General features: G+C 40.6%; 31 protein-coding genes and 1 pseudogene. 7 read left to right on the forward strand and 25 right to left on the reverse strand.

Annotated elements, in window-relative coordinates; all coding sequences use genetic code 11:
• Positions 1 to 503: 503 nt before the first annotated feature.
• From rplQ to ACT3RM_RS04000, 18 genes are all read right to left on the reverse strand, one after another.
• Complete coding sequence (rplQ, locus tag ACT3RM_RS03915; RefSeq protein WP_441834332.1) at positions 504 to 905, reverse strand: 50S ribosomal protein L17; 402 nt, start codon at positions 903 to 905, stop codon at positions 504 to 506.
• A gap of 39 nt (positions 906 to 944) precedes the next feature.
• A complete protein-coding gene (locus ACT3RM_RS03920; protein ID WP_404342176.1) occupies positions 945 to 1,931 on the reverse strand; it encodes a DNA-directed RNA polymerase subunit alpha in 987 nt (328 codons plus the stop codon).
• A gap of 24 nt (positions 1,932 to 1,955) precedes the next feature.
• The gene (rpsD, locus tag ACT3RM_RS03925) at positions 1,956 to 2,576 is read right to left on the reverse strand and encodes a 30S ribosomal protein S4 (RefSeq protein ID WP_441834333.1); all 621 of its coding nucleotides are present in this window, start codon (positions 2,574 to 2,576) and stop codon (positions 1,956 to 1,958) included.
• 21 nt (positions 2,577 to 2,597) lie between these two features.
• Positions 2,598 to 2,984, reverse strand: a complete 387-nt coding sequence (gene rpsK, locus ACT3RM_RS03930) for a 30S ribosomal protein S11 (RefSeq protein ID WP_002959471.1) — start codon at positions 2,982 to 2,984, stop codon at positions 2,598 to 2,600.
• Positions 2,985 to 2,996: 12 nt separating this feature from the next.
• Positions 2,997 to 3,353 (reverse strand): 30S ribosomal protein S13, encoded by a 357-nt coding sequence (gene rpsM / locus ACT3RM_RS03935; RefSeq protein WP_441993298.1) that lies wholly within the window; start codon positions 3,351 to 3,353, stop codon positions 2,997 to 2,999.
• A 125-nt stretch (positions 3,354 to 3,478) separates the two neighbouring features.
• Positions 3,479 to 3,592 carry a 50S ribosomal protein L36 gene (rpmJ, locus tag ACT3RM_RS03940; protein ID WP_002959476.1) on the reverse strand — a complete coding sequence of 38 codons (114 nt, stop codon included), beginning with the start codon at positions 3,590 to 3,592 and terminating at the stop codon, positions 3,479 to 3,481.
• 22 nt (positions 3,593 to 3,614) lie between these two features.
• Positions 3,615 to 4,943, reverse strand: coding sequence for a preprotein translocase subunit SecY (gene secY, locus ACT3RM_RS03945; protein ID WP_441993297.1), 1,329 nt, complete (start codon positions 4,941 to 4,943; stop codon positions 3,615 to 3,617).
• A 10-nt stretch (positions 4,944 to 4,953) separates the two neighbouring features.
• The gene (gene rplO, locus ACT3RM_RS03950; RefSeq protein ID WP_441833678.1) at positions 4,954 to 5,388 is read right to left on the reverse strand and encodes a 50S ribosomal protein L15; all 435 of its coding nucleotides are present in this window, start codon (positions 5,386 to 5,388) and stop codon (positions 4,954 to 4,956) included.
• A 5-nt stretch (positions 5,389 to 5,393) separates the two neighbouring features.
• Positions 5,394 to 5,576: a 50S ribosomal protein L30 gene (gene rpmD / locus ACT3RM_RS03955; RefSeq protein WP_441833677.1), complete on the reverse strand. Its 183-nt coding sequence runs from the start codon at positions 5,574 to 5,576 to the stop codon at positions 5,394 to 5,396.
• Between the two features lie 3 nt (positions 5,577 to 5,579).
• Positions 5,580 to 6,086 carry a 30S ribosomal protein S5 gene (rpsE, locus tag ACT3RM_RS03960; protein ID WP_016710200.1) on the reverse strand — a complete coding sequence of 169 codons (507 nt, stop codon included), beginning with the start codon at positions 6,084 to 6,086 and terminating at the stop codon, positions 5,580 to 5,582.
• Between the two features lie 9 nt (positions 6,087 to 6,095).
• Positions 6,096 to 6,446, reverse strand: coding sequence for a 50S ribosomal protein L18 (gene rplR / locus ACT3RM_RS03965; protein ID WP_441833676.1), 351 nt, complete (start codon positions 6,444 to 6,446; stop codon positions 6,096 to 6,098).
• Between the two features lie 9 nt (positions 6,447 to 6,455).
• Complete coding sequence (rplF, locus tag ACT3RM_RS03970) at positions 6,456 to 6,989, reverse strand: 50S ribosomal protein L6 (protein ID WP_441833675.1); 534 nt, start codon at positions 6,987 to 6,989, stop codon at positions 6,456 to 6,458.
• 13 nt (positions 6,990 to 7,002) lie between these two features.
• The gene (gene rpsH / locus ACT3RM_RS03975) at positions 7,003 to 7,395 is read right to left on the reverse strand and encodes a 30S ribosomal protein S8 (RefSeq protein WP_441993296.1); all 393 of its coding nucleotides are present in this window, start codon (positions 7,393 to 7,395) and stop codon (positions 7,003 to 7,005) included.
• 21 nt (positions 7,396 to 7,416) lie between these two features.
• On the reverse strand, positions 7,417 to 7,722 hold the full coding sequence (gene rpsN, locus ACT3RM_RS03980; protein WP_130049941.1) for a 30S ribosomal protein S14: 306 nt from the start codon (positions 7,720 to 7,722) through the stop codon (positions 7,417 to 7,419).
• Positions 7,723 to 7,732: 10 nt separating this feature from the next.
• Positions 7,733 to 8,272: a 50S ribosomal protein L5 gene (rplE, locus tag ACT3RM_RS03985; protein ID WP_441994609.1), complete on the reverse strand. Its 540-nt coding sequence runs from the start codon at positions 8,270 to 8,272 to the stop codon at positions 7,733 to 7,735.
• 16 nt (positions 8,273 to 8,288) lie between these two features.
• Positions 8,289 to 8,603: a 50S ribosomal protein L24 gene (gene rplX / locus ACT3RM_RS03990; protein WP_441834339.1), complete on the reverse strand. Its 315-nt coding sequence runs from the start codon at positions 8,601 to 8,603 to the stop codon at positions 8,289 to 8,291.
• A gap of 10 nt (positions 8,604 to 8,613) precedes the next feature.
• On the reverse strand, positions 8,614 to 8,982 hold the full coding sequence (gene rplN, locus ACT3RM_RS03995) for a 50S ribosomal protein L14 (RefSeq protein ID WP_441834340.1): 369 nt from the start codon (positions 8,980 to 8,982) through the stop codon (positions 8,614 to 8,616).
• 281 nt (positions 8,983 to 9,263) lie between these two features.
• A complete protein-coding gene (locus tag ACT3RM_RS04000; protein ID WP_441994592.1) occupies positions 9,264 to 11,228 on the reverse strand; it encodes an AsmA family protein in 1,965 nt (654 codons plus the stop codon).
• A gap of 569 nt (positions 11,229 to 11,797) precedes the next feature.
• On the opposite strand from ACT3RM_RS04000, the gene ACT3RM_RS04005 reads away from it, so the two are divergent.
• Both ACT3RM_RS04005 and ACT3RM_RS04010 read left to right on the forward strand, forming a co-directional pair.
• Positions 11,798 to 12,961 carry a hypothetical protein gene (locus ACT3RM_RS04005; RefSeq protein ID WP_441994593.1) on the forward strand — a complete coding sequence of 388 codons (1,164 nt, stop codon included), beginning with the start codon at positions 11,798 to 11,800 and terminating at the stop codon, positions 12,959 to 12,961.
• Between the two features lie 287 nt (positions 12,962 to 13,248).
• Positions 13,249 to 13,923, forward strand: a complete 675-nt coding sequence (locus ACT3RM_RS04010; RefSeq protein WP_441993129.1) for a TorF family putative porin — start codon at positions 13,249 to 13,251, stop codon at positions 13,921 to 13,923.
• Positions 13,924 to 14,048: 125 nt separating this feature from the next.
• On the opposite strand, the gene ACT3RM_RS04015 is transcribed toward ACT3RM_RS04010, so the two are convergent.
• Positions 14,049 to 14,945, reverse strand: coding sequence for an aldo/keto reductase (locus ACT3RM_RS04015; protein ID WP_441994594.1), 897 nt, complete (start codon positions 14,943 to 14,945; stop codon positions 14,049 to 14,051).
• Positions 14,946 to 15,290: 345 nt separating this feature from the next.
• On the opposite strand from ACT3RM_RS04015, the gene ACT3RM_RS04020 reads away from it, so the two are divergent.
• Positions 15,291 to 16,109, forward strand: coding sequence for an endonuclease/exonuclease/phosphatase family protein (locus tag ACT3RM_RS04020; RefSeq protein WP_441994595.1), 819 nt, complete (start codon positions 15,291 to 15,293; stop codon positions 16,107 to 16,109).
• A gap of 511 nt (positions 16,110 to 16,620) precedes the next feature.
• Here the strand turns inward: ACT3RM_RS04020 and ACT3RM_RS04025 are convergent.
• Entirely contained in the window at positions 16,621 to 16,932 is a 312-nt protein-coding gene (locus ACT3RM_RS04025; RefSeq protein ID WP_441834346.1) for an ArsR/SmtB family transcription factor, read from the reverse strand.
• A 97-nt stretch (positions 16,933 to 17,029) separates the two neighbouring features.
• Between ACT3RM_RS04025 and ACT3RM_RS04030 the strand changes: the two genes are divergently transcribed.
• A complete protein-coding gene (locus ACT3RM_RS04030; RefSeq protein ID WP_256828955.1) occupies positions 17,030 to 17,218 on the forward strand; it encodes a YgaP family membrane protein in 189 nt (62 codons plus the stop codon).
• Positions 17,218 to 17,562, forward strand: a complete 345-nt coding sequence (locus ACT3RM_RS04035) for a rhodanese-like domain-containing protein (protein WP_441834348.1) — start codon at positions 17,218 to 17,220, stop codon at positions 17,560 to 17,562. Before ACT3RM_RS04030 ends, ACT3RM_RS04035 begins: the two co-directional genes overlap by 1 nt.
• Here ACT3RM_RS04035 and ACT3RM_RS04040 read toward each other — a convergent pair.
• A pseudogene (locus tag ACT3RM_RS04040) lies at positions 17,563 to 17,950 on the reverse strand (PH domain-containing protein); the annotation flags it as partial.
• Positions 17,951 to 18,026: 76 nt separating this feature from the next.
• A complete protein-coding gene (locus ACT3RM_RS04045) occupies positions 18,027 to 18,644 on the reverse strand; it encodes a LysE family translocator (RefSeq protein ID WP_441994596.1) in 618 nt (205 codons plus the stop codon).
• A 526-nt stretch (positions 18,645 to 19,170) separates the two neighbouring features.
• On the opposite strand from ACT3RM_RS04045, the gene ACT3RM_RS04050 reads away from it, so the two are divergent.
• The gene (locus ACT3RM_RS04050) at positions 19,171 to 20,952 is read left to right on the forward strand and encodes an ABC transporter transmembrane domain-containing protein (RefSeq protein ID WP_441994597.1); all 1,782 of its coding nucleotides are present in this window, start codon (positions 19,171 to 19,173) and stop codon (positions 20,950 to 20,952) included.
• 66 nt (positions 20,953 to 21,018) lie between these two features.
• Here ACT3RM_RS04050 and ACT3RM_RS04055 read toward each other — a convergent pair whose 3' ends face one another.
• Positions 21,019 to 21,651: an OmpA family protein gene (locus ACT3RM_RS04055; RefSeq protein ID WP_441994598.1), complete on the reverse strand. Its 633-nt coding sequence runs from the start codon at positions 21,649 to 21,651 to the stop codon at positions 21,019 to 21,021.
• A 588-nt stretch (positions 21,652 to 22,239) separates the two neighbouring features.
• Here ACT3RM_RS04055 and chrA point away from each other — a divergent pair.
• Positions 22,240 to 23,403 carry a chromate efflux transporter gene (gene chrA, locus ACT3RM_RS04060; RefSeq protein WP_441994599.1) on the forward strand — a complete coding sequence of 388 codons (1,164 nt, stop codon included), beginning with the start codon at positions 22,240 to 22,242 and terminating at the stop codon, positions 23,401 to 23,403.
• Positions 23,404 to 23,411: 8 nt separating this feature from the next.
• Here the strand turns inward: chrA and ACT3RM_RS04065 are convergent, their stop codons facing one another.
• Positions 23,412 to 24,620: a mechanosensitive ion channel family protein gene (locus ACT3RM_RS04065; RefSeq protein WP_441993410.1), complete on the reverse strand. Its 1,209-nt coding sequence runs from the start codon at positions 24,618 to 24,620 to the stop codon at positions 23,412 to 23,414.
• 87 nt (positions 24,621 to 24,707) lie between these two features.
• Complete coding sequence (locus ACT3RM_RS04070) at positions 24,708 to 25,583, reverse strand: acyltransferase (RefSeq protein WP_441993408.1); 876 nt, start codon at positions 25,581 to 25,583, stop codon at positions 24,708 to 24,710.
• Between the last annotated feature and the right edge of the window lie 34 nt (positions 25,584 to 25,617).

Raw genomic sequence — 25,617 nt, forward strand, 5'->3', positions numbered from 1 at the left:
TAAGAAAACTTGAAATAAAGCACTTTTCGCTGAATATTTGAGCTAAACGGTCAAAAACACAACTAAAAGACACTCATTAACCATATCAAAGAGTCCAATCTATCTATTATTTCACTAAACTAAGTACCTAAAGTATGCTATTTAAATGCCCGCATTATCGAAAGATCCTTGATTTTTGACAGTTTGATCAAAAATACCTTTTAGATATTAATACTAATAATTTTTATGTTACTAGCATTGTTCAAGTAGCTCACTTTTGTAACTAGGAGTCCCTGACAGATACTTAGCACATAATTACTAAGATACGACAACATGGATGTAGAAGGAAAAGTAATATAGGAGCAATAGCCAAGAACAATTATATGACATGATTTTGTTATTCAATTATTGATTAACAGTTCTAAGTTTATGCAAAAAGGCGTGTGTTAATATAGATTGGTCGATAAGTTTTAGACATTAAAAAGCCGAGCATATAGCTCGGCTTTTTGGTATCTCTTTAAGACTTACTCTGCAGACTGCGCGTCTTCTTGAACTTCTTCGTTTGTCGCTGGGCGACCTACAAGTTCAATATAAGCCATTGGTGCATTATCACCAGTACGGAAGCCACACTTAATAATACGAGTGTAACCACCTGGGCGATCCGCGTTACGAGGACCGATTTCACTGAATAACTTACCAACTACTTCATTATCACGCGTGCGAGCAAACGCTAAACGGCGATTTGCTACACTGTCAGTCTTAGCCAGTGTGATTAAAGGTTCAATTACACGGCGTAACTCTTTCGCTTTTGGCAAAGTAGTTTTGATGATTTCATGTTTCACCAAAGAACCTGCCATATTGCTGAACATCGCTTTACGATGGCTACTGTTACGGTTTAATTGACGACCACTCTTACGATGGCGCATGACCCTATCCTTCTAACTAAACTAATATAGTGATTTAGATTATTCAGCTAGGCTTGCAGGCGGCCAATTTTCTAGGCGCATACCTAGAGAAAGACCACGTGAAGCTAGCACGTCTTTAATTTCAGTTAGAGACTTCTTACCTAAATTAGGCGTTTTAAGAAGCTCAACTTCAGTGCGTTGAACTAAATCACCGATATATTGAATTTGCTCGGCTTTCAAACAGTTTGCTGAACGTACTGTTAGTTCAAGATCATCAACTGGACGAAGCAGAATAGGATCGAATTCTGGCTTCTCTTCTTTCTCTTCTGGCTCAGTTACATCACGTAAATCTACGAATGCATCTAATTGCTCAGCTAAGATAGTAGACGCACGGCGGATCGCTTCTTCAGGATCTAAGGTGCCGTTTGTTTCCATATCAATGATTAACTTGTCTAAGTCTGTACGTTGCTCAACACGGGCTGATTCAACCGAGTACGCAATACGTTCAACTGGGCTGAATGATGCATCAAGCAACAATCTACCAATTGGACGCTCATCGTCATCAGAGGATAAACGACTAGATGCCGGCACATAACCGCGACCGCGTTCAACACGAATACGCATGCTGATCTCGCTGCTATCTGTCGTTAAATGACAAATAACGTGATCTGGGTTAGCGATTGTTACGTCGCCATCGTGCTGAATATCTGCCGCAGTCACAGGGCCTACACCAGATTTAGCCAGGGTCAGAAAAACCTCATCTTTGCCTTCTAACGTTACTGCTAGACCTTTAAGGTTTAACAGAATTTCAATGATGTCTTCTTGTACACCCTCTTTCGCGCTGTACTCATGCAATACACCGTCGATTTCAACTTCAGTTACTGCACATCCAGGCATAGACGAAAGCAGTATACGGCGTAAGGCATTACCCAGAGTATGACCGAAGCCACGCTCTAGTGGTTCTAAAACTACTTTAGAACGCGTTGGGTTAATAGCGTCGATATCGACTAACCTTGGTTTTAGAAATTCTGTAACAGAACCCTGCATTTTATCCTCTCTTAACTCTTAACTTTACTTAGAGTAAAGTTCGACGATTAGTTGTTCATTAATGTCCGCAGACAGGTCTGAACGCTCTGGTAGGCGTTTGAAATTACCTTCCATTTTCTTACCGTCAACTTCAACCCAAGTCGGCTTTTCACGTTGCTCAGCCAACTCTAGAGCAGCGATGATGCGTGCTTGTGTTTTTGACTTCTCACGAATTACTACTACATCTTCTGCAGAAATTACGAAAGAAGGAATGTTCACAACACGACCATTAACTAAAATCGCTTTGTGGCTTACTAACTGACGTGCTTCTGCGCGTGTGCTAGCAAAACCCATACGATATACAACATTGTCTAAACGTTGCTCTAAAAGCTGTAACAAGTTTTCACCTGTATTACCTTTAAGGCGAGCAGCTTCTTTATAATAGTTACGGAATTGCTTTTCTAATACACCGTAGATACGACGTACTTTTTGCTTTTCACGTAATTGTAAACCGTAATCAGATAAGCGACCTTTACGAGCGCCGTGCTGACCAGGTGCAGTCTCAAGTTTACACTTAGAGTCGATAGCTCTTACGCCGCTCTTAAGGAACAGGTCAGTACCTTCACGACGACTCAGCTTGAGCTTAGGGCCCAAATATCTTGCCATGTTATTTCTCCTAACCTATTGTTAAACGCGACGTTTCTTCGGTGGACGACAACCATTATGTGGTATAGGCGTCACGTCAGTAATGTTGGTAATACGGTAACCAGCAGCATTCAAAGCACGTACAGCAGATTCACGACCTGGACCTGGACCTTTGATGAAAACTTCTAGATTTTTTAAACCGTATTCTTGAGCAGCAGTACCTGCACGCTCTGCAGCAACCTGAGCAGCAAATGGTGTAGATTTACGTGAACCACGGAAACCTGAACCACCGGCAGTAGCCCATGATAGTGCATTACCTTGACGGTCGGTAATCGTTACAATAGTGTTGTTGAAAGACGCATGAACATGAGCCATACCATCAGCAACTTGCTTTTTAACCTTTTTACGACGAATTGGTGTCTTAGCCATAATACTATCCCCTTATCGCTTAATAGGCTTACGAGGACCCTTACGGGTACGCGCATTAGTCTTAGTTCTTTGACCACGTAGTGGTAAAGAGCGACGGTGACGTAGGCCACGGAAACAACCAAGGTCCATAAGGCGCTTGATATTCAATGTAATTTCACGACGAAGATCACCTTCTACAGTGTACTTGCCAACTGCTTCACGCAGTACATCAAGTAGTTCATCTGAAAGTTCACCGATTTTTTTGGTCTCGGCGATACCAGTCGCTGCTAAGATTTCCTTAGAGCGAGTCTTACCTATGCCATAAATAGCAGTTAAACCAATAACTGCATGTTTATGATCAGGGACGTTAATGCCAGCGATACGGGCCACTAACACATCTCCTATAGTTGAATTTGGTAATCATAAGTTTGAAAAGCCCGTAAGGATACTCAAACGAAGACCAAATCACAATTAAAAACACAGGCCGAGAAACCTCAGCCTGCACGACTGTTTAATTAGCCTTGCCTTTGCTTATGCTTTGGCTCACTGCAAATTACACGTACAACACCGGCACGTTTAATAACTTTACAGTTACGGCATATTTTCTTAACGGAAGCACGTACTTTCATTGCTCAACTCCGTAAACTGACCTTAACGACCATAGCCTTTAAGGTTCGCTTTTTTCAGCACAGAATCATATTGATGAGACATCATATGATTTTGTACTTGTGCCATAAAGTCCATGATCACAACAACGATAATCAAAATTGATGTACCGCCGAAGTAGAATGGCGTTTGCCATGCCATGGTCATGAATTCAGGCACCAGACAGATAAAGGTTATATACAAAGCACCTGCCAATGTCAGGCGTGTCATCACTTTATCAATGTATTTCGATGTCTGCTCACCCGGACGAATACCTGGGATAAATGCGCCAGATTTTTTCAGGTTATCTGCTGTTTCACGCGGGTTAAATACCAACGCTGTATAGAAAAAGCAGAAGAAGATAATAGCCGCTGCTAAAACTAATGCATACAAAGGTTGACCTGGAGTCAACGTTGTAGCAATGGCTTGTAGCACATCAGCGACAGGACCTTCACCCTGGCCGAACCAGCTGGCAATAGTACCAGGGAACAGTATTATACTGCTAGCAAAGATTGGTGGAATAACACCCGCCATGTTTACTTTTAGTGGTAAATGCGTGCTTTGAGCAGCAAATACCTGACGACCTTGTTGGCGCTTTGCGTAGTTAACGACGATACGACGTTGGCCACGTTCAAAGAACACTACAAGATAAGTAACAGCGAATACAATTACAGCAACCATCAACAGTACAAAAACATTCAGATCACCTTGGCGCGCCATCTCAACTGTCGAACCAATAGCAGACGGCAGGTTAGCTACTATACCAACAAATATTAGAACCGAGATACCGTTACCGATACCGCGCTCTGTTATTTGTTCGCCCAACCACATAAGGAACATAGTACCGGTTACTAAACTCACCACTGCGGTGAAGTAGAATCCTATACCTGGGTTAACAACTAACCCGTCCATCATACCCGGTAAGCTTGTGGCAATACCGATTGATTGGATAGTAGCAAGCAAAAGCGTGCCATAGCGTGTGTACTGGCTAATTTTCTTACGCCCTTGTTCACCCTCTTTCTTAAGCTCTATAAACGGCGGATACATATGCGTTAATAGTTGCGTAATAATCGATGCTGTGATGTACGGCATAATACCCAGTGCTAACACTGAAGCTCGCTCAAGCGCACCACCACTGAACATGTTGAACATTTCAACAATGGTGCCCTTTTGTTGCTCGAAGAAATCGGCAAGTACAGCGGCGTCAATCCCAGGGATCGGCACAAATGAACCTAGACGGTAAATAATGATAGCGCCTAATACGAACAGTAGTCGACGCTTCAATTCCGAAAGTCCACCTTGTGCACTTTGCATATCTTGACCTGGTTTAGCCATTACTACTTCCTTAGTCTTCTACCTTGCCTCCGGCAGCTTCAATAGCTTCGCGAGCACCTTTTGAGGCTTTAAGGCCTTTAACGGTAACTGCGCGTGAAACTTCGCCAGATTTAACAACTTTTACGAACTGAACGTTCTTTTTAACTAGACCAGCTGCTTGTAACGCACTTAGGTCTACCACATCGCCTTCAACTTTAGCGATTTCGTATAGGTTTATCTCTGCAGATACAAATGATTTGCGAGAAGAGAAACCGAACTTAGGCAGACGACGTTGCATAGGCATTTGACCGCCCTCAAAACCAACGCGTACTTTACCGCCAGAACGTGACTTTTGACCTTTGTGACCACGACCACCAGTCTTACCAAGACCAGAACCGATACCACGACCAACACGTTTACCAGCAGATTTTGATCCTGCAGCAGGAGAAAGTGTATTCAAATGCATTCGAATTACCCCTCAACCTTAACCATGTATGAAATACGGTTAATCATACCACGTACACATGCTGTATCTTCCAATTCAACAGTGTGATTGATACGACGTAAACCAAGACCGCGTAATGTAGCTTTATGTTTCGGTAAACGACCGATAGAGCTCTTTACTTGTGTTACTTTTACAGTTTTATTAGCCATGGTTTACCCCAAAATCTCGTCTACTCGAAGACCACGTTTTGCAGCAATCGACTCAGGAGAGTTCATGTTCTCAAGAGCTGAGATCGTTGCACGTACAACGTTGATCGGGTTAGTAGAACCGTAACATTTAGAAAGTACGTTCTGCACACCAGTAACTTCAAGTACTGCACGCATAGCACCACCTGCAATGATACCAGTACCTTCAGAGGCTGGTTTCATAAACACTTGTGAGCCAGCATGACGTCCCTTAACAGGATGCTGTAATGTGTTGCCATTTAGGTCTACATTGATCATGTTACGACGTGCTTTTTCCATTGCTTTTTGAATAGCAGCTGGAACTTCACGTGCTTTACCATAACCGAAACCTACTTTGCCTGCGCCGTCACCAACTACTGTTAGTGCAGTGAAGCTAAAGATACGACCACCTTTAACTACTTTAGACACACGGTTCACCGCGATTAGCTTTTCAGCTAAATCAGGCTGTTGTTGCTTTGCTTCTACGTTAGCCATTGTCTACTCCTAGAATTGCAAACCGGCTTCACGCGCTGCATCTGCAAGCGCCTTCACACGGCCGTGATATTTAAAGCCACTGCGATCAAAAGCAAGTTTTTCAATGCCTTTGTCAGCCGCACGTTCTGCAACCGCTTTACCAACTGCTTGTGCAGCTGAAACGTTGCCTGTGCCTTTAACTGTTTCGCTAATAGCTTTCTCAACAGTAGAAGCAGCAGCCAGTACATTACCCTCAGCATTAACTACTTGAGCATAAATGTGACGTGGCGTGCGGTGGATAACAAGACGCGTTGTGCCTTGTTCAATATAATTTCTACGAGTGCGTTTAGCACGACGTAGACGAGCTGTTTTTTTATCCATCGTCTTACCTTACTTCTTCTTAGCCTCTTTACGGCGTACATTCTCATCTGAATAACGAACACCTTTACCTTTATAAGGCTCAGGTTGACGATATGCACGAATGTTAGCAGCTGTTTGACCAACTAACTGCTTGTCTACGCCCTTAACTAGAACTTCTGTTTGGCTTGGAGTTTCAATCGTAATTCCTTCAGGAACTTCGAAATTAACTGGATGCGAGAAACCAAGTGTTAAGTCTAAAACTTTACCCTTAGCTGCTGCACGGTAACCAACGCCTACTAACTGAAGCTTCTTCTCGTAACCTTCATGCGTACCAACAACCATGTTGTTGATTAGAGCACGAGCAGTACCTGCTTGAGCCCATGCACTTGCTACGTCTTCACGAGGTAAAGTTGTAATAACGTTGTCGTTAAGTTGTACTTCAACAGCTGAGTTGATAGTACGCGTTAATTCACCGTTTTTGCCTTTAACTGTGATGTCCTGGCCTTTTAATGTAACTTCTACACCGGCAGGAACATTAATTGGTGCCTTTGCTATGCGAGACATAGTTCCCCTCCGATTAAGCTACAAAACCAATGATTTCACCACCAACACCAGCACTGCGTGCGGCGCGGTCTGTCATTAGGCCTTTAGAAGTTGATACGATAGCGATACCAAGACCACCCATTACCGTAGGTAATGTGTCACGTTTCTTATAGATACGTAGACCAGGGCGGCTAACACGCTGGATATTTTCAATAACAGCTTTGCCTTCGAAGTATTTCAACTCGATAGAAAGCTCAGGTTTTGCTTCGCTATTTACAGCGAAATCAGCAATATAACCTTCGTCTTTTAGTACTTTAGCTACTGCTACTTTCAGTTTTGAAGTTGGCATCGTTACAGATACTTTCTTCGCTGACTGACCGTTACGGATACGTGTAAACAAATCCGCAATAGGATCTTGCAAGCTCATAGTCTTACTCCCGTGATTCTGTTACCAGCTAGCCTTTTTAAGGCCAGGAATTTCACCGCGCATAGCTGCTTCGCGAACTTTAATACGGCTCATGCCGAATTTGCGAAGGTAACCATGTGGGCGGCCCGTAACGTTACAACGATTACGTTGACGTGAAGAGCTAGAATCACGTGGTAAAGCCTGTAGCTTTAATACCGCGTCCCAACGATCATCGTCAGATGTGTTAACATCGCTGATGATAGCTTTTAGTGCCGCACGCTTTTCAGCGTACTGAGCAACTAATTTAGTGCGCTTTGCTTCGCGCGCTTTCATAGAATTCTTTGCCATAACCCTACCCTTATTTCTTGAATGGGAAGTTAAACGCTTCTAACAACGCACGGCCTTCCTCATCAGATTTCGCAGATGTAGTGATTGTGATATCCATACCGCGTACACGGTCTACTTTATCAAAATCTACTTCTGGGAAGATGATTTGTTCACGTACGCCCATGCTGTAGTTACCACGTCCATCAAAAGACTTAGCACTTACACCACGGAAGTCACGGATACGTGGGATAGCGATTGAAACCAAACGCTCAAAAAAGTCCCACATACGCTCGCCGCGTAGGGTTACTTTACAGCCAATCGGGTAGCCTTCACGCACTTTAAAGCCTGCAACAGATTTGCGTGCTTTTGTGATTAAAGCTTTCTGACCAGAGATAGATTCTAGATCCGCAACCGCGTTATCTAAAATTTTCTTGTCAGCTAGGGCTTCGCCCACACCCATATTCAGTGTGATCTTTTCGATCTGAGGGACTTGCATGACAGAGCTGAAACCAAACTTCTCTTGAAGTTCAGAAACTACTTTGTCTTTATATACTTCATGCAGTTTCGCCATCATTCTACTCCAACTATTAAATAGTTTTACCAGTAGATTTAAAGATACGTAATTTCTTACCATCTTCAATCTTGAAACCTACACGATCTGCTTTACTCGTTTCCGAGTTGAAGATCGCAACGTTTGATACGTCGATAGACGCTTCTTTCTCAACAACACCGCCAGGCTGATTCATTTGTGGAACCGGCTTTTGATGTTTCTTGATTAAGTTGATGCCTTCGACGAATACTCGACCAGACTCAGTAGCAACTGAAAGCACTTTACCGCGCTTACCTTTGTCTTTACCTGCTAGTACGATTACTTCGTCATCACGACGGATTTTTGCTGCCATGATAGACTCCTTATAGTACTTCTGGGGCTAGTGAAACGATTTTCATGAACTTTTCATTACGAAGTTCGCGAGTCACAGGACCGAAAATACGAGTACCAATTGGCTGCAAGTTATCATTTAAGATAACAGCCGCATTGCTGTCGAAACGGATCAAAGAACCGTCTGGACGACGAACGCCTTTTTTAGTACGCACAACTACCGCGTTTCTTACATCACCTTTCTTCACTTTGCCGCGAGGAATAGCTTCTTTAACAGAAACTTTAATGATGTCGCCAACAGCCGCATAGCGACGGTGCGAACCGCCTAGGACTTTTATACACTGCACTTTGCGAGCGCCGCTGTTATCAGCAACGTCCAGCTGAGTTTGCATTTGGATCATGCTAATGACCTCCGGTGTAGTTATTACAACTGGCTTTAATTTGTTTAAAATCAAAGCGTTTAGGTTAAATTCCACTCAAAAAACAAGCGAGTTGTCTCTTGAGGGCGGGCAATTGTACCAGCAATGGGAGGCAAGAGATAGGTTATTTTTTAATTAATTAAGATTACTTGCGGAGTAATCAGGGTGTGCTGTTAAGCTGTAGCATTCTTATTGTTGATTATAAAACAAACAAGGCGCTAAGGCGCCTTGTTTCATTATTATATCAGTCGTTAGAAATGTTATTAGCCACCGAATAAGCCTTTTAATTTATCTTTGGCTTTGTCTTTGGCTTTGTCTTTTGCTTCATCTGCTTTTTGCTTCACTTCTTCTTTAGCAGCATCACTAACATCTAAGCTAAAATCAACATCATGAAATGGCCCTTTTATTCTAACAGGTACTTTAAAGCCAGTACTATCATCGGTGGTCGCTTGACCTTCTAAAGAATCAACGATTCCTGTTACTAAACGATAATTAACGGTTGTTTCAGGTAGATTTACATCACCTTCACCTGAAATACGAATTAGCGGACTTAATAACGAGAGGTCTGTATTTTTGCCCACGCCATTTGCAAAATTAAAGCTGCCAGTCAATGCTGAGAAATCAGTTTGCTTAGAGTTATCAAAGCCTGTATCGAGACCATCAGATACTGCATTAAAGTTACCTGATATTAGCTCTTTACCTTTACGCACCATTTCTGCGATGTTTGCCCCTTTCACTGCGCCATCAGCAAATTCAAAAGCAAGCTTTCCTTGCAGCGCATTAACAAAATCTTTCTGGCTTTCGCCGGTCGTTGTTAAATCCCAATTAAGTGAGCCCTTACCCATTAACTTATCAAAACCTGTGGCATCTGTTAGTAATGGCTGCGCATCGATTTTATCTAAGCTAAAGTTAGTCGCTATAGCGTAAGGTGCTTTTTTAGCATTAACGGTAATCATACCTTTACCATCACCTTCATAAGCAACAAATTTATCTAAGCTTATTTTTGCAACTGCATTGTTTAGGTTAACTGTTAATTGATTGGCACCTAGCTTTATATCATTTGCCTGTAAACCACTTGACTGCACAATAATATTAGCATCTAGCGCATTCAGAGCACTTAAATCCATTTTTGTATCGTCCCACACAATTGGCTGCGCTGGTGCATCGCTGCTCGGTGATGCATCATCTTCATTTTTAGCAACAACTTCTGGCAAGTATGGGTTTAAATCAAGCATACCTAAATCAATATCGGCATTCACAGCTAAACGTTTACCAAGGTTAATATCGCTTTTACCTTTAATTTGTAATGCATCAAGTGTTGCAAGTAATTCGCTTAAGGTAAATTTTTCGCCTTGTAAACGCATTTTGCCTTTAACGTTAAATTCATTAAAGGCATTCTCTTTTGCATTTAGCTCAACGCCTTGCCATTTAGCAATATTTTTAACTGAATCACCACTAAGTGATAATTGCCCTTGAATGTCTTTACCTTGATCTGCAATTGAGCCCTTAAAATCAACATCGACTAACTTCGATGTGATTGCTTGCATTATATTAAAAGTATCGCCTTCAATCGCTTTAACCAGCGTATCGAGTGTTACATCTAGCTCAAAGCGTTCTTGCATATAGGTAATACCGCCTTCAACCTCTAATGTTTCACGCAGTGAAGGAAGTAAAATGGCCAAGTCTAAATCACTTATTTCTTGTTTAGCGCCTGTTGCGCCATCAAGGTAAGTAAATTTTCCTCCGTATATTGCCACTTCACCTAATTGAATATCAAAGTTTTCAGGCAACTTAGTAGGCCCGCCCGCTTGCTCAGTATTAGCCGGCTGCTCTGCTACTGCATCAAAAAGCTGCCAGTTCGCTTTACCGTTTTTATCGTTTTCAAGCAAAATATTTGGCTCGTTAATCACAAATTTTTCGAGCTTAAACTCACCACCAAATAGCGAAAACCACGGAATATGAATTGCCAACTGCTGCATACTCGCCATATCAGCGCGAGAGCCACTAGGCATGTTAGCAAAATGAACATCGTTTAGTTCAAGCTTAAGTGAAGGGAATACCGATAAACTTTTATCGCCATCAATAGTAAGTGTGCGTCCAGTGGTTTTTTCAACCTGCTCAGATACTTTATTAAAAATAGCGTCTGTAGGAATTAAAAATGGCGCTGCAACTATCAAAGCAACAAGCAATAATAAAATTACGCCAATAACTTTAAACAAGGTTTTCATGACTATCCTTTCAAATGTGCAATTAATATTATTATCATAGCGGGAGTTACTCTGGAAATCATTGCCAAGAGTAGAAAAAAGTAACTTTTAAAATTTTACCTGTTGATATCTGAATCATTCCTGAAACATATCAATACCTTTAGATTACAAAAAACATTAACCAATAATACCTAACGTGACAAGTTTTCACAGAGTGTGGCGCGATGAAACAAAAATATATAGAAGTAGGAAGGTTTATCGGTCACAACGCTTGGTTTTCTATGTCGATTTGGAGTCGCTATTCGTACTGTAGAGTTCTTCCGTCTTACACTATCGGCGGTCATCATTTTAAAACAGTAAAGCAGTTCACCATTTAAATTTAAAGTCTAATTACGCCAAATGAATATATTGCCAGCCAAAAATATACAACTGTTATACTTTTATTCCCGACAATATATTCAAAAAATATGCTTGAGGTACAACCCACTAACCCTTTATTCACGTCGATATGACGCACAGCGCTGTTGCTTTAAGCGGTTTTGCGCTAAAATTAGTGTTCTAAACTGTATCTACTCGGAGTACTGTCAGGCATGAAGAAACTACTAATTTCACCGTCAGAGATGACATTAGGCGAACAAGAAAGTCAAATTTATCAAAATATTTTAAAGCAAGCCTCTGAGCTGAGCTTAAACCTAATGGCGGTAAAAGTAGAAAGCTATCCTGAAGAATTCCTAGCTTGGTGCTATGAATTGCTCAACGCAAGCCGTGATCGCATTAACTACGATCTACTTGAAAAGAGTCAGTTGCCAATATTAAAAAAACTTCATGTTCAGCTCATCTCTGCCATTAGTTTTCTGCAACTAAAAACATTGCGTGTGGCGCCTTGGCCAGTTGTAAGTACTTTTGTAGAGCAACACAGAGAAGTACTAGCTCTTGATGAACAATTACGCTTAACAAGCTATATAAATAACCTTCGTGAGCAATCTTTAAAAGAAATGATCCCTGAGGATTTACTCGCATTTACCGGTAAGCACACCAATTCACTTGATCCAAGTAGTTATAATTTTGACGTAGAATGGTTTGCTTCTACCAAAAGCGCTAAAGGTTTTCATCAAATGTTGGCTGATTTACCAGCATTATTTGATGATGCACTTGCCCATATTCCGCTTGAAGGTGAAGTAACTGCTACTGATTACCAACAGTTTGTTGTAAGTTACTTATTAGCATTTAATGATAGTAATGAAAAACCAACACTTGCCCCTGCAACACGCCTTTTAGCCATGCGCCGACCAGATGTATTTACACCGATTAATAACTCTCGATTAGAAGCGCTATGCTCTGCATTAGGTATTACCAAGCTTAACAATCGCGACTTTGAACGCTATTGGAAAGACATTGTGCAAGCTATTCATAGCATGTCCTGGTTTAAAATGGCCAATGGCAGTAGTGAGCTAGAACAGCAACTAGTCGCTATAAAAGCATTATTACCATGCTTTTTTTATTATGCAGATAAAAATACCCCAAATAACTCTAACTATATAAAGTTATTAAGCAAACCTAAACGTAGCACCAGCACTGGCGCTAAAAAAGTGCGTAGAGGTAAAGAATCAGCTGAAATACTTGTCGACCGTGCTTTAGCGGATGATGATATTCCTGAGCATATTCGCGCTAAACGAGGCTCTATAATTAACGAAGTTGAAAAAGGCCGCGGCGTTGCTGAAACGATCAGCCTGATGCGCACCATATTTGGCTAAACTCATTTAGAAAACATACAGCCCGTTGCAACCGAGTTGTGCATACGGGCTTTTTTACGCACCAACAAAGTGCGTAACTATCATTTGATATTTAAGTTTCCTTTCTAATAAAACACTCATACCTTTGTTTTTTAAGTGATTAAAATATAAATAATTACTTCCATTTAACTTGGCACAAGCAGTGCAAATATCCTAATAGACAACTAAAGATGAGATCCACAGTTAACTAGACTGCAATCTAATTAATAATTGTGAGAAGAAATCAGCATAACAACAGGATACGAAACATGTTAACACTAAAAAAAACAGTCACTGCAAGCGCACTCGCTTTTTTAACATTAAGTTCAAGCTACAGCTTTGCAGAAGTCACTGCAAATATTGCTGCAAGCTCAAACTATTACTTCCGTGGTGTAACCCAAACACTTGATACTGCAGCAGTATCAGGTGGTATTGATTACGCTAACGAGTCAGGCTTTTACGCCGGAACTTGGGTATCAAGTGTTGATTTTGGAGAAGCCGCAAGTACTAGTTATGAAGCGGACTTTTACGCAGGATTTACAGGTACCGCTGGCGAATTTGACTATGACGTCGGTTACTTATATTACGCTTACCCTGATGCCGCAGACTCACTTGATTTTGGCGAAATATATGGCGAACTGAGCTGGGAATGGCTGTCAGGTAAAGCCAGCTACATGACTAACGCACAAGATGGTTTTTCAGTTGAAGACGACATGCTTTATTTAGAACTAAATGCTAGTTTCACTATTTTAAACGATACTGAACTTGCCTTTCATCTAGGTCAAACCAGTGGCGACACCGCAGAAGAGTTATTTGGTGATGACTATATTGATTATGGCATCGAACTCAGCAAAGACGGCTTTACTCTGGGTTTGTTACAAACCGATCTCGATGATGATGATTTAAAAGCTTATGTTAGCTACTCGGTAGATTTTAGCTTATAAAAAATGTGTTACTTGCTGCAACACTAAGGGCCGCAAGGCCCTTTCTCTGTAATTAAACTATTAAAATAGTGCTCATCAATTCAACTTAAGTATCAAATGTGAAAGTACACCAACCACCCGCTAAATTAAGGCACACTATGCCCTGTTGATCCCTGCCAAATACGATACCACTGCTCGCGATTAAGCTTTAATTTTTTAGCGGCTACTGCAGATTCAACGCGTTTAATATTGCCCGTGCCAACTATTACTGATGGGCAGCTAGGGTGCATTAATAACCACGCGTATACAACCTGATCAACCGAGCTTGCACCAATTTCACTGCCTACTTGCGCTAACACATGGCGTAAGCGAATGGCTTTTTCGTCTTTTTCATCAAATAACAAACCGCCCGCTAAAGGCGACCAGCACATTGGTTTAATATCCAGTAACTGGCATTGGTCGAGCGTACCGTCATCTAGTGCTTTCATTTCATAGGGTGAAAACTCAACTTGATTAGTTACTAGCTTAAAATCAAGGCGCGACTGTAATAAGTTTAATTGTGAAGGCGTAAAGTTGGATACACCAAACTCAAGCACATCGCCGTTTTGCTTAAGTGTATTAAACGCCTCTGCCACGTTATCAGCATTCATTAGGTAATCTGGGCGGTGAATAAGCAACACATCTAAACGGTCAGTATTAAAATGCTTAAGGGATTGCTGAGTAGAAGCAATTATATGCTGGGCACTTGAGTCGTAATGATTTGCTTGGCCTGCTAAACCCAAACTTGGAAAGGCAGGTTTAATACCGCATTTGGTGATAATTTTTATCTCATCACGAATACTTGGCTTAAGCGCTAATACTTTTCCAAATTCACGTTCACAGCCATATTCACCATAAATGTCGGCATGATCGGTATGAGTAATACCGGCAGAAATAGCCTCTTCTAAAAATTGTAACGATTGCTGCGGCGTGGCTTGCCTATCAAGTAAACGCCAAAACCCCAATACTAGCTCGTCAATCACGGGGGGAGTGATGTTATTCATAATTCAACCTTAACTGTTTGTGGTACATATTTAGCATGTTAATTGCCTCATCAATACTTGCAGCACGAGTCAAGCTAACACTCATACGTATTCCCCTACTTTATAGGGCTGTGATTGCTATAGCAGAAAAAGGGCATCTATTTGCCCATGCGACTTCCCTTCCACTATTAAAAACATTGACTGTATAACTACAGCCTACCGGCTTAGCACTTTTTGAACGGAGGCAATTTATTGATTCATTTGAACAGCGAACTAATCCTAGGCTACAATTGTTCACAATTACATAGAAACTAATGACGTGATTTTAGCCTAAGTAGCAGCCGAGTAATATGACAGAGGCCAATAGTGTTGAATATAATTTTTTATTTTTTTATTTTATTTCCAGTGCATACCGCAACACTATCTGATGAACAGCAAGGCATTACTAAAATTGCTAGCTCTGTTGAGCAATGCCAGCAACAGCTAAAAAAAAGCCAAATACAAACTTATGCAAAACACTATGTACTGCCAAAGCAATTACATTTACTAAGTTGGAATATCTACAAAGCCCAAAACCAGGGGTTATATGAAGATTTAAATGAGCTAAACCAACAAGCAGATATTGTATTTTTACAAGAAGCCATTGAGACCGAAAAGTTAAAAAACCTCAAACCTTTTTGGCGATTTTCAAAAGGCTACAAAAATGGCGACATGCAATCGGGAGTAATGACCTTAAGTCGTTGGCCAGCAACCGTACATTGCACCTTAACCGATATTGAGCCTTGGCTACGCAGCCCTAAAGCGACCAACATTGTGCAATACGCTTTACCAAATCAACAGCAATTGTTAAGCATTAACTTACACGGTATCAATTTTACCTTAGGGACTGACGATTTTAATCATCAATTGCAAAATACAGCAGCTATTATGAAAAATCATACAGGACCAATCATTTTTGCAGGCGACCTCAATGCATGGAGCGATGACCGCCAAGCTTTAATAATAAAAACACTATCAAATTTAGGCTTAAGTGAAGCTATTTATTTAGACGATAAGCGCACTAAAACCTTCGGCTTAGCGCTTGACCAAGTTTGGGCACGTGACGTAACTATAGATAAAACCCAAGTCAAAGAAGTTACTAGCTCTGATCACAACCCTATTTTAGCCACTTTAACGATTAATTAAGGGGGACTTGTGACTTTTTCAAATGCTGCATTTCATTGGTCTATTGCGACTTGAATTTAAACAGTAAATCCATACGAAGATAAAAACAGAAAAGCCACATTTCTGTGGCTTGGTTCACTCTGTAGGAGAGGTGAAATTAGAGTTATAAATAAGGGTCTTTTCATCACCACTAATAAAGTTATAAATGGTGCACTTTATTATTACCCTCTCAGGAGTTCATGTTTTTGTAATAGTGTTAGGCCGTGTGTTAGTTAGATTTAAATTAGCTTGGCCTTGATTAACTTGAGCAATTACTTGAGTGTTCATGATCTCTCCATCAACACTCATAATATATAATTAATATAGCTTAATAATTTGCGAAAACAATGAGGAAATAACAAACAAATTTAAAATAACCACTCTTACTTACTCTAAAGCAAATACTACTTATACTTACCCCAGTCACTTTGATGAAAATACAACCGTGGCAAATCACGCACTAAAGAAAAGTCACTCAGTAAATTAGTGAGCTTTATTTGGCACTATTATCCGTGGCACAAAACCATTGATAAAGTGACGCAATGATCGACTCAACTTTTGGATCGGTCAAAAAATAATAAATAGTATGACCATCTCGGCGTGTTGCCACCATATTTGCTTTGCGTAGACTAGCTAAATGTTGTGACAGTGCCGATTGCGCTAATGGCACTCGTTCGTTTAGTTCACCTACGCTTAACTCACCTTGGAGTAAGCTGCATAAAATCATTAGTCGGTTTTTATTTGCCATCAATTTTAGAAATTGTTCAGCTTGCTCAGCATTATTCGCTAATCGCTCAATATTCATAACTGCCCTAATAAAACGTTCTAAGCAAAGTATAGACTTTTACATTAGTTAAATCTAATATAAATTACATTAGAAAAAACTAATGTAATGTGTCAATATGAAAGTTAATGACGGAATTCTTTTACTTGCAGGTAGTATGGTGACAATTTCGGTCATATTAAGCTACTTTGTAGATAGCCGGTTTATGTGGTTAACATTATTTATAGGAGTAAACCTGATCCAAACAGCGTTTACCAAATGGTGTCCACTTATAAATTTTTTACGCAAACGAGGGTTTACAGACTAATGCTTACTTCAATCCCAGATCTAATGAAAATAGTTACTCCAAACCAACGCCGTATTGATGCCGCACAAGCAAAACAAGAGCTTGAGCAAAACCAGGGCCTACTTATTGACGTGCGCGAGCCCGCAGAGCACGCAACCAAGGCTGCAACTGGCGCTATTAATATCCCACGTGGTTTACTCGAAATGAAGTTAATGGAAATTGAAAAAGATCCTGCTCGGGCAATTTACCTACACTGCGCCAGTGGGGCTCGTGCATCTCTAAGCGCCGAAGCTCTTACTCGTATTGGCTACAAAAATGTCACTGTTATTACATGTAATGCAGAAAAAATTTGCCAAGTATTTTAATTTTTTCTCATCCAGTAGCGTAACTAGCATTTGTTCTATGTTTTTTACGCTATGAGTGAGAGCTCTCATAAGTTCTACTTGGCTCAGTGGTTCATCTGCTTTAGCTTTTGTTGGTTTTGTACCGACTAGGTTATCTCTTTAGGTTAGGATTACTTCGCGAAAGTCACTGGCATTAATCATACCTAATAACGAGACTAATGCACCTTGGCCTGATTGCCCAAGTTTCAAAGCTTAATCTATATAGACAAAATAGCCGCGTTAACGGCCCTTAACTTAATGCTATATCTGCTATCTTTTCAAGAGGAATTGACTTTTTCTTAAAAAACACGCCACGTTTAACCACTAGCTTACGCTTCAGTTCGGGCGATATTGCCGCTAATATTCCCCCCTGCAATTAATCAATAAGACTTTACCTTGGGAGCAAAAGCAGCACTTTTTAAGCTGTTGTCAGACATATTAATCCCTTATAAAGTAATAATCACCCGTACAGCAAGGACAATAAAAATAACCCCTAATAATTTTTCAAAACATGGGTTTTGACGGGTAAAACCAAAGCGCTTTTTTGAGTAGTCAGTTAAGAATGCGACCAATAAATACCAACTCGTATCGATTAAAAATACAGTTAAGCACATGATCACACCCACCTTAAACGTCAGGTTTTCAGGGTTTATAAACTGTGAAAATAACGCTAAAAAGAATACCGCTAATTTTGGATTTAAAAACGCAATCGCAAAGCCATCTTGCAACGCATGCTTGGCACTACCACTTTGCTGAGCAACTTTTAGTTCATTCCCCCTTGGTTTTTTTAATAAGATTTTAATCCCTAAATAGGCTAAATACGCTGCACCTAAGTAGACCAACACTTGATAAATAGTAGGAAACCGCAACATTAACCCACCCAAGCCAAGTAACGACGCAGCGGCATAAAACCCCACACCAATACCATGGCTAAGCGCTGCCAACATGCCGTTTTTCATACTGCCGTGGATGCTGTGTTTTAACACCACCGCAAGGCTTGGCCCTGGCGACATTGCCCCCATCATGCAAATAGCGGCTAAACTTAACCAAAGTGAAAGTGTCATTTATAACTCTTTATTTAATACTGTTTTATTTTTAATAAGCAGTGCATAACCATATACTTGCCCGAAATAGCCTATAATCGGCCCCACGTTAATGACTTTCCAGCCATATTGTACAATTTACATACTCGTTCATTCAGGGCTGCGATATTAACCTCGGCGAATAAACGAGCCTTTTTAAATTCAATTATTTTCTGCCTTGCTTAGCTATAAGTGTACCAATAACTTGCTCATTCGCCATATGACGAGCACACCCTTACTTGTTCGTCATAAAACTGAGCATTTCACCAGTTCTCGTTGCTTCCAGCTCATCTGTAGGTTTTATTAAGCGACATACGACCTAAATTAAGCCATCTACGCCTTAGGCACTCCCTCCTTTAATGGATATTATTTTAACGTTAAACTGGCCGTTGACTTTATACGCTGCTTTAAGATGGCGAGTTAGTCCTTTATTAGTTATTAAGATTGGTTATTGAAATATTTTTATTTGCAGCCATATCTATACCTTATCCATAAAAAAGAATCCATCATGATCAAAGCAGACTCCCAAGCAAAAGAAAAAGCCGCCTTTAGTAGTTTATTACCTATTTTTGCGTTTATTAAACCGTATAAATGGATGGTAGTAGCGGCGCTTGCTGCCCTTTTAGTCACAGCAGGTGTTAACTTATCATTAGGGCAAGGCGTTAAATTTGTCATAGATCATGGCTTTATCGCAGGCTCCCAAGCCCAGTTACAACAAGCTGTATTGGTACTTATTGGTTTAATTAGCTTATTAGCCGTGGGCACATTTAGCCGTTTTTATTTAATGTCGTGGATTGGTGAGCGCGTCAGTAACGATATTCGCAAAGCCGTATTCAATCGCATCGTAACTTTGCACCCAAGCTATTTTGAAGAAAACCGCAGTGGTGAGTTAATGTCACGCTTAACCACCGACACCACCTTGCTACAATCCATTATTGGTTCGTCATTTTCAATGGCACTACGCAGCGCGCTCATGCTGATTGGCGGCCTAGCCATGTTGTTATTCACAAATTTAAAACTCACCTTAGTGGTGGTTGCCTGTGTGCCGCTAGTACTGGTACCGATGATGGTCTTTGGTAAGCGGGTACGTAAACTTGCTGGTTCTAGCCAAGATGCAATTGCTGATATAAGCACCTACGCAGGCGAAATTATTCAAAATATTAAAGTAGTACAAAGTTATAGCCATGAGCAGCGCGAGCAGCATGCCTTCGCACTCGAAACCGAAAAAGCTTTTAGTGTTGCCAAAAGCCGCATTAAACAGCGCTCATTTTTAATTGCCGCAGTGATATTCCTAACTTTTAGCGCCATTAGTGTGATGCTCTGGATTGGTGGCAGTGATGTACTAGCAGGCACAATGACCGGCGGTGAGCTAGGCGCATTTGTGTTTTACGCCATTATGGTCGCCATGTCAGTGGCAACCGTCGCTGAAGTGTATGGGGAGCTACAACGTGCAGCAGGAGCAGCAGCTCGCTTACTTGAGTTATTAGCCGTAAAAAGTGAAATTGTTAATCCCGCGGAGCCCCTCGATGAGCAGCTCAAAGCCAATAGTAATTTAGCGGCGATTGAACTGAACAATATTACCTTTAATTATCCATCTCGTCCCGATGTCAGTGCGCTTAATAATATCTCACTTACAATTGAACAAGGTAAAACAGTGGCTATTGTTGGCCCATCTGGCGCGGGGAAAACAACTCTATTTGAATTACTTCAGCGCTTTTACGATCCGGCTAATGGCGAGATTAAATTTCATGGTATCAATATCAAGGAGCTGTCGCTCAATAAACTCAGAGACAGTATGGGCATGGTGGCACAAAACCCGATTTTATTTAGCTCAGATGTAATGCACAATATACGTTACGGCAACCCAGATGCCTGTGACGAGCAAGTTTATGCGGCAGCTAAACACGCCCATGCAGATGAATTTATAAAACAATTACCAAACGGCTATAAAAGCTTTTTAGGCGAACAAGGCGTGCGGTTATCTGGCGGACAAAAGCAACGCATTGTACTTGCACGGGCAATATTAAAAGACCCAGAAATACTATTACTCGATGAAGCAACCAGTGCTTTAGATGCACAAAGCGAGCATCACGTACAAGCGGCTCTTGATCACTTAATGCAGCATCGCACGACCTTAATTATTGCCCACCGCCTAGCTACGGTAAAACACGCTGATTTAATTGTCGTAATGGAAAATGGCAAGGTAATCGCAACCGGCACTCATCAACAATTACTAACAAGCAATCCTCTTTATCAAACGTTGTGTGAATTACAGTTTAACCGTGATTGAAAGCGGTAATAAATCTCAATAAAATTATAGTAAATAATAAATTGAGATCACTTTACCTCTAGGCTATTAACCTTCGGTATTTGGTACTATTTGAATTTCTACACGACGGTTTTGTGCGCGGCCATTGGCAGTATCGTTACTGGCAACCGGTTGACTTTCACCATAACCTTGGGTGCTAATACGATTATTAAGAATTTGCTGGTTAACCAAATACCCCTTTACACTCTGCGCACGCTGCTCAGATAACGTCATATTGTAGCTTTCTTTACCGCTGCTATCAGTATGACCACTGATGCTTAAGTAGGTTTTTTCATACTTGTTCATCACTTTAGCTATGGCATTTAAGGTGTCATGAAAACCAGATGTAATATAAGATTGATCCGTTGCAAAGGTAATATTTGATGGCATAACTAAACGTAAATTATCGCCTTCACGCACAACTTCAACACCTGAGCCTGCAAGTTCATCACGAAATGCAGCTTCTTGTTTATCCATGTAATCGCCAACGGCTGCGCCTGCTAGTGCACCAATAGCAGCACCGATAAAGATACGCTTATCATCATGGTCACCTGTCGCTTTACCTAAGACTGCACCTGTCGCGGCACCAATGCCCGCCCCCATGCCTGTATTATTGGTTTGACAACCAGTTAAAAATACGGCAACAACACTGGCTGCTAAAATAGATTTGGTTAATGTCATGGTCACTCCTGTTCCACTCATTTTTTAATGACGAACAGTATGCAAAGGAATATATGAACAAACGATGAAGACGCGTTTAAAAACTCACTGACTAGCAGCCGCTTGTATGACGTAACAAGGCGAGTAAGTTCAAGCACTTTCATCAACCTATGTATTGGTTATTGTAAGTCACGAGGCAGCTATATTTTGATAAATTTATTATCATAATCAAGCTACCGTGAATAATGTTGCTATAACGACAAACCTCTTTCAGCTGTTGAGCAGGCCTATTTTTTGAGCTGCATAATTCGGTGATTTCTTCTACGCCAATAACGAAACCAGCACGCTTTTTAAACAACGCTTCAAAGACATTTACTTCAGTGAGAACTTCAACTTTATCTAAGCGAGTATCGTAGCCAAAATAACAAAGATGTATAGTACCGCTTATTACTGCAATTTATTAATAAGCCTTCATACTTGCATGAGGATATGCTGTTACTCGTTCGGGCATAAAATACAAATGATGAAGATAAAACTATAAAAATGTCATAAAAAGAATGCGCTTATTTGTCATAATATAGAAATATAAAAAGATGGAATAAACAGGGTATGTTGCTAGCTATATTCAAACAATTTTTTTTACTTGGCTGCATCAGTTTTGGTGGACCTGCGGCTCACTTAGGGTATTTTAAACGACACTTTGTAGATAACTTACAATGGTTAAGCACCAGCCGTTATGCGCAATTAATCAGCTTAAGTCAAGCTATGCCGGGACCCGGTTCTAGCCAAGTCAGTTTTGCTATTGGCGTTGAGCGCAGTGGCGTACTTGGTGGTTTTGCTGCCTTTTTAGGGTTTACCACCCCCTCACTACTGATCATGCTACTATTAGCCGTAAGCGCTAGTCAGTTTGATGATGTTTACCATGCGGTTATCTCTGGCTTGAAGTTATTTGCCGTGGTCATTGTGGCCGATGCAATCCTAAGTATGGCCAAGAGTTTTTGTACAAGTTATATGCTTAAAGCAATAACACTAATCAGTACACTAATACTTATTTTATTTCCTGCGATGGCTACGCAAATTATTGTTTTAGTATCAGCCGCTGCTTTTGGTGCTCTTTTCCCGCTACTCAATATCAATTCTAATAACAATAATGAACTCCTTGCAAAGCCAGCTAAAAAGCAAGCAATAAGCTGGCTACCATTAGGGATTTTCGCTCTACTACTAATAGTGAGTTTTATCCGTTTTGGTAACGACATAGAGCTATTTACAGCATTTTATCAAACCGGTGCCATGGTATTTGGCGGCGGTCATGTAGTGTTACCAATACTTCAAGCCAGTGTGCCAAGCCTTGCTACAGAACAGTTTTTAAGTGCCTATGCTAGTGCCCAAGCTGTGCCAGGGCCAATGTTTACAATCGCGACCTATTTAGGTGCCCAGCTTTACCCTGAGCAAGTTGTTGTAGGTGCACTAATCGCTACAGCAGCGATATTTTTACCCGGTTTGTTATTAATGTTGGCGTTTCAAAAAAGTTGGTTAGCGCTTGCTAATAGACCACACTTTGCAAGTAGTATAGCCGCATTAAATGCAGTTGTAGTCGGTTTTTTAGCCGCCGCGCTGTATTCGCCAATTTGGAATTCGGCGGTTAGCTCAGTGTGGCATATTGCTATTGTAGTCGGCGTACTTGCATGGCTAAGACTAGCTAAGCCACCTATTTGGTGGCTATTAATTGGCTTTATTTTTGTGGGGCTGCTTCAGAGCTATTTACCACTGTAATACTCGATTTAACTAGAGGTGTTATTAGTTGGATTAACAATTTGACCAGTAACACTTTGAAACGCATAAAGCTCAAAAATAGGTAGTACAGCAATTAGGTGATCCATTATTTCAGCTTGTAAATGTTCATACGAGATCCAACGTTTATCTTCACTAAAGCAGTAAAACTCGATGGGTAAACCATGGTTTAATGGCTGCAGCTCACGAACCATTAAAGTTAGCGAGGTATTGATTTTTTTATGCTGCTTTAAATAACCTTCGGCGTAACGACGAAATAAACCTAAATTTGAAACCGGCTCAGGTAAACTAGAAACACGAATATATTCATGCAGTGGTATCCCATCATCAATACGTTTACGAAAATCCGCATCCACTAACTTAATACTGTTCATATCAATGCTCAGTGAGCGCTTAATGCGACGACCACCAGACTCTTGCATACCGCGCCAATTTTTAAACGACCCTGCTACAAGCATATAAGTAGGGATAGTCGTAATAGTATTATCCCAGTTACGTACTTTTACCGTGTTTAAGCCTAAATCAATTACTTCACCATCCGCACCATAACTATCAACTTGAATCCAATCACCGTAAGTAACTAAACGGTTTGCTGCGATTTGAATACTCGCTACAAAGCCTAAAATAGTGTCTTTAAATACCAACAAGGTAACCGCTGCAATGGCACCAAACCCCGAAAGAATATAGGTCGGCGATTTTTCAAGTAGAATACTAATAATTAAAATTGCACAAATTATAAAGGTGATAAGTTTTACAACTTGGATCAAGCCTTGAATAGGTACTTCTCGGGCAAACTCTAATTGGTTGTAAACCTCTCCAGCAATACTAACAATACTACTTAAAATAAACCCAGCATAAATAATTAATACAATATGTCCGGTGGTTTTAAGTACTTCTGCTGAGAGCTCATTAACAGGATAAATGCTGTCAAAAGTAGCGAGATAAATAACACAGCATATCATTCCAGCAATACGTCGGTTTAACTTGGTTAATATTGGTGCTAATAAACCGATACGCTCAGGTGATATTTTAGTGACCATCTTTTGAATACCCGGCAACATTAATTGGCGAATAAACATATAAATAATAAGTAAAGACAAAACACCAATTGCGGTGACCGTTAGCGCACTAAATAGCTCAGCCTTAGGCATTTTATCAAACCAAGGAAAAACCAGTTCTTGTAAGTGGGTGTGCTTCATGGTGTTGTTATTCCCCTTTCAGTCATGTACTTAATTGGCCTCGATGTGAGCCACTAATTGGCTGCCTTTTATTGCCAGCTTGGATACTCAAGGTTGCTGCTTTAACTTACTAAGCTGCTGTTCCTTTTCTTGCCATAGACGATTTATTTCAGCCTGAAAACGCACTCTAAACTCATTGTCATTAGAGTAGTCCCCGGTCAACTCGGGGCTAACAGGCATTACCTCAACATGTACGTTGATACGCTTAACGCGACCACTGGAAAAATCAATAAAGGTCGGAATACCGTCAGGATATTGAATAGTAACATTAACAACCTTAGAAATTTGATCGCCCATTGCTTGCATAACAAAGGCAATGCCACCTGCTTTTGGTTTTAATAAATCAGTAAACGGACTGTTTTGACGTTGGTGCTTTGCAGGCGTAAAGCGCGTACCTTCAACAAAGTTAACAATACTGACCGGCATTTCTTTAAACTTTTCACAGGCTTTGCGAGTGGTTTCTAGGTCTTTACCGCGTAACTTAGGATTCTTTTTTAACTGGCTTTTACTAGTTCGAGTCATAAATGGAAAATCAAGAGCCCACCATGCAAGACCTAATATAGGCACGTACATTAGCTCTTTTTTCAAAAAGAAGTTTAAAAAGGGAATGCGGCGATTAAACACCCGCTGCAATACTAGAATATCAACCCAGCTTTGGTGATTGGCAATCACCAAATACCAGTCTTTTAATTTAGTATCCTCAAGACCTGTGACATTTAATTGATAAGGAGTGAGTAATTTTTGATTAATTGAATTACACGACACCCAAATGCTGGCGCACTTTTTGGCAATTAAGCTCATTAACTTTTGTAATGGCTTAATTGGAATTAACTTAATCAACCCACAAATAAAAATCGGCACAAACCACACAATAGTATTTATGGTGTACAGTAAAGTACTGATAATACAACGAACAAATGACATTACGACTCAATTCCTTTCATAAACCATACTGCAA

The organism is Pseudoalteromonas sp. AOP7-A1-14, assembly GCF_052376275.1.
GTDB lineage: Bacteria > Pseudomonadota > Gammaproteobacteria > Enterobacterales > Alteromonadaceae > Pseudoalteromonas.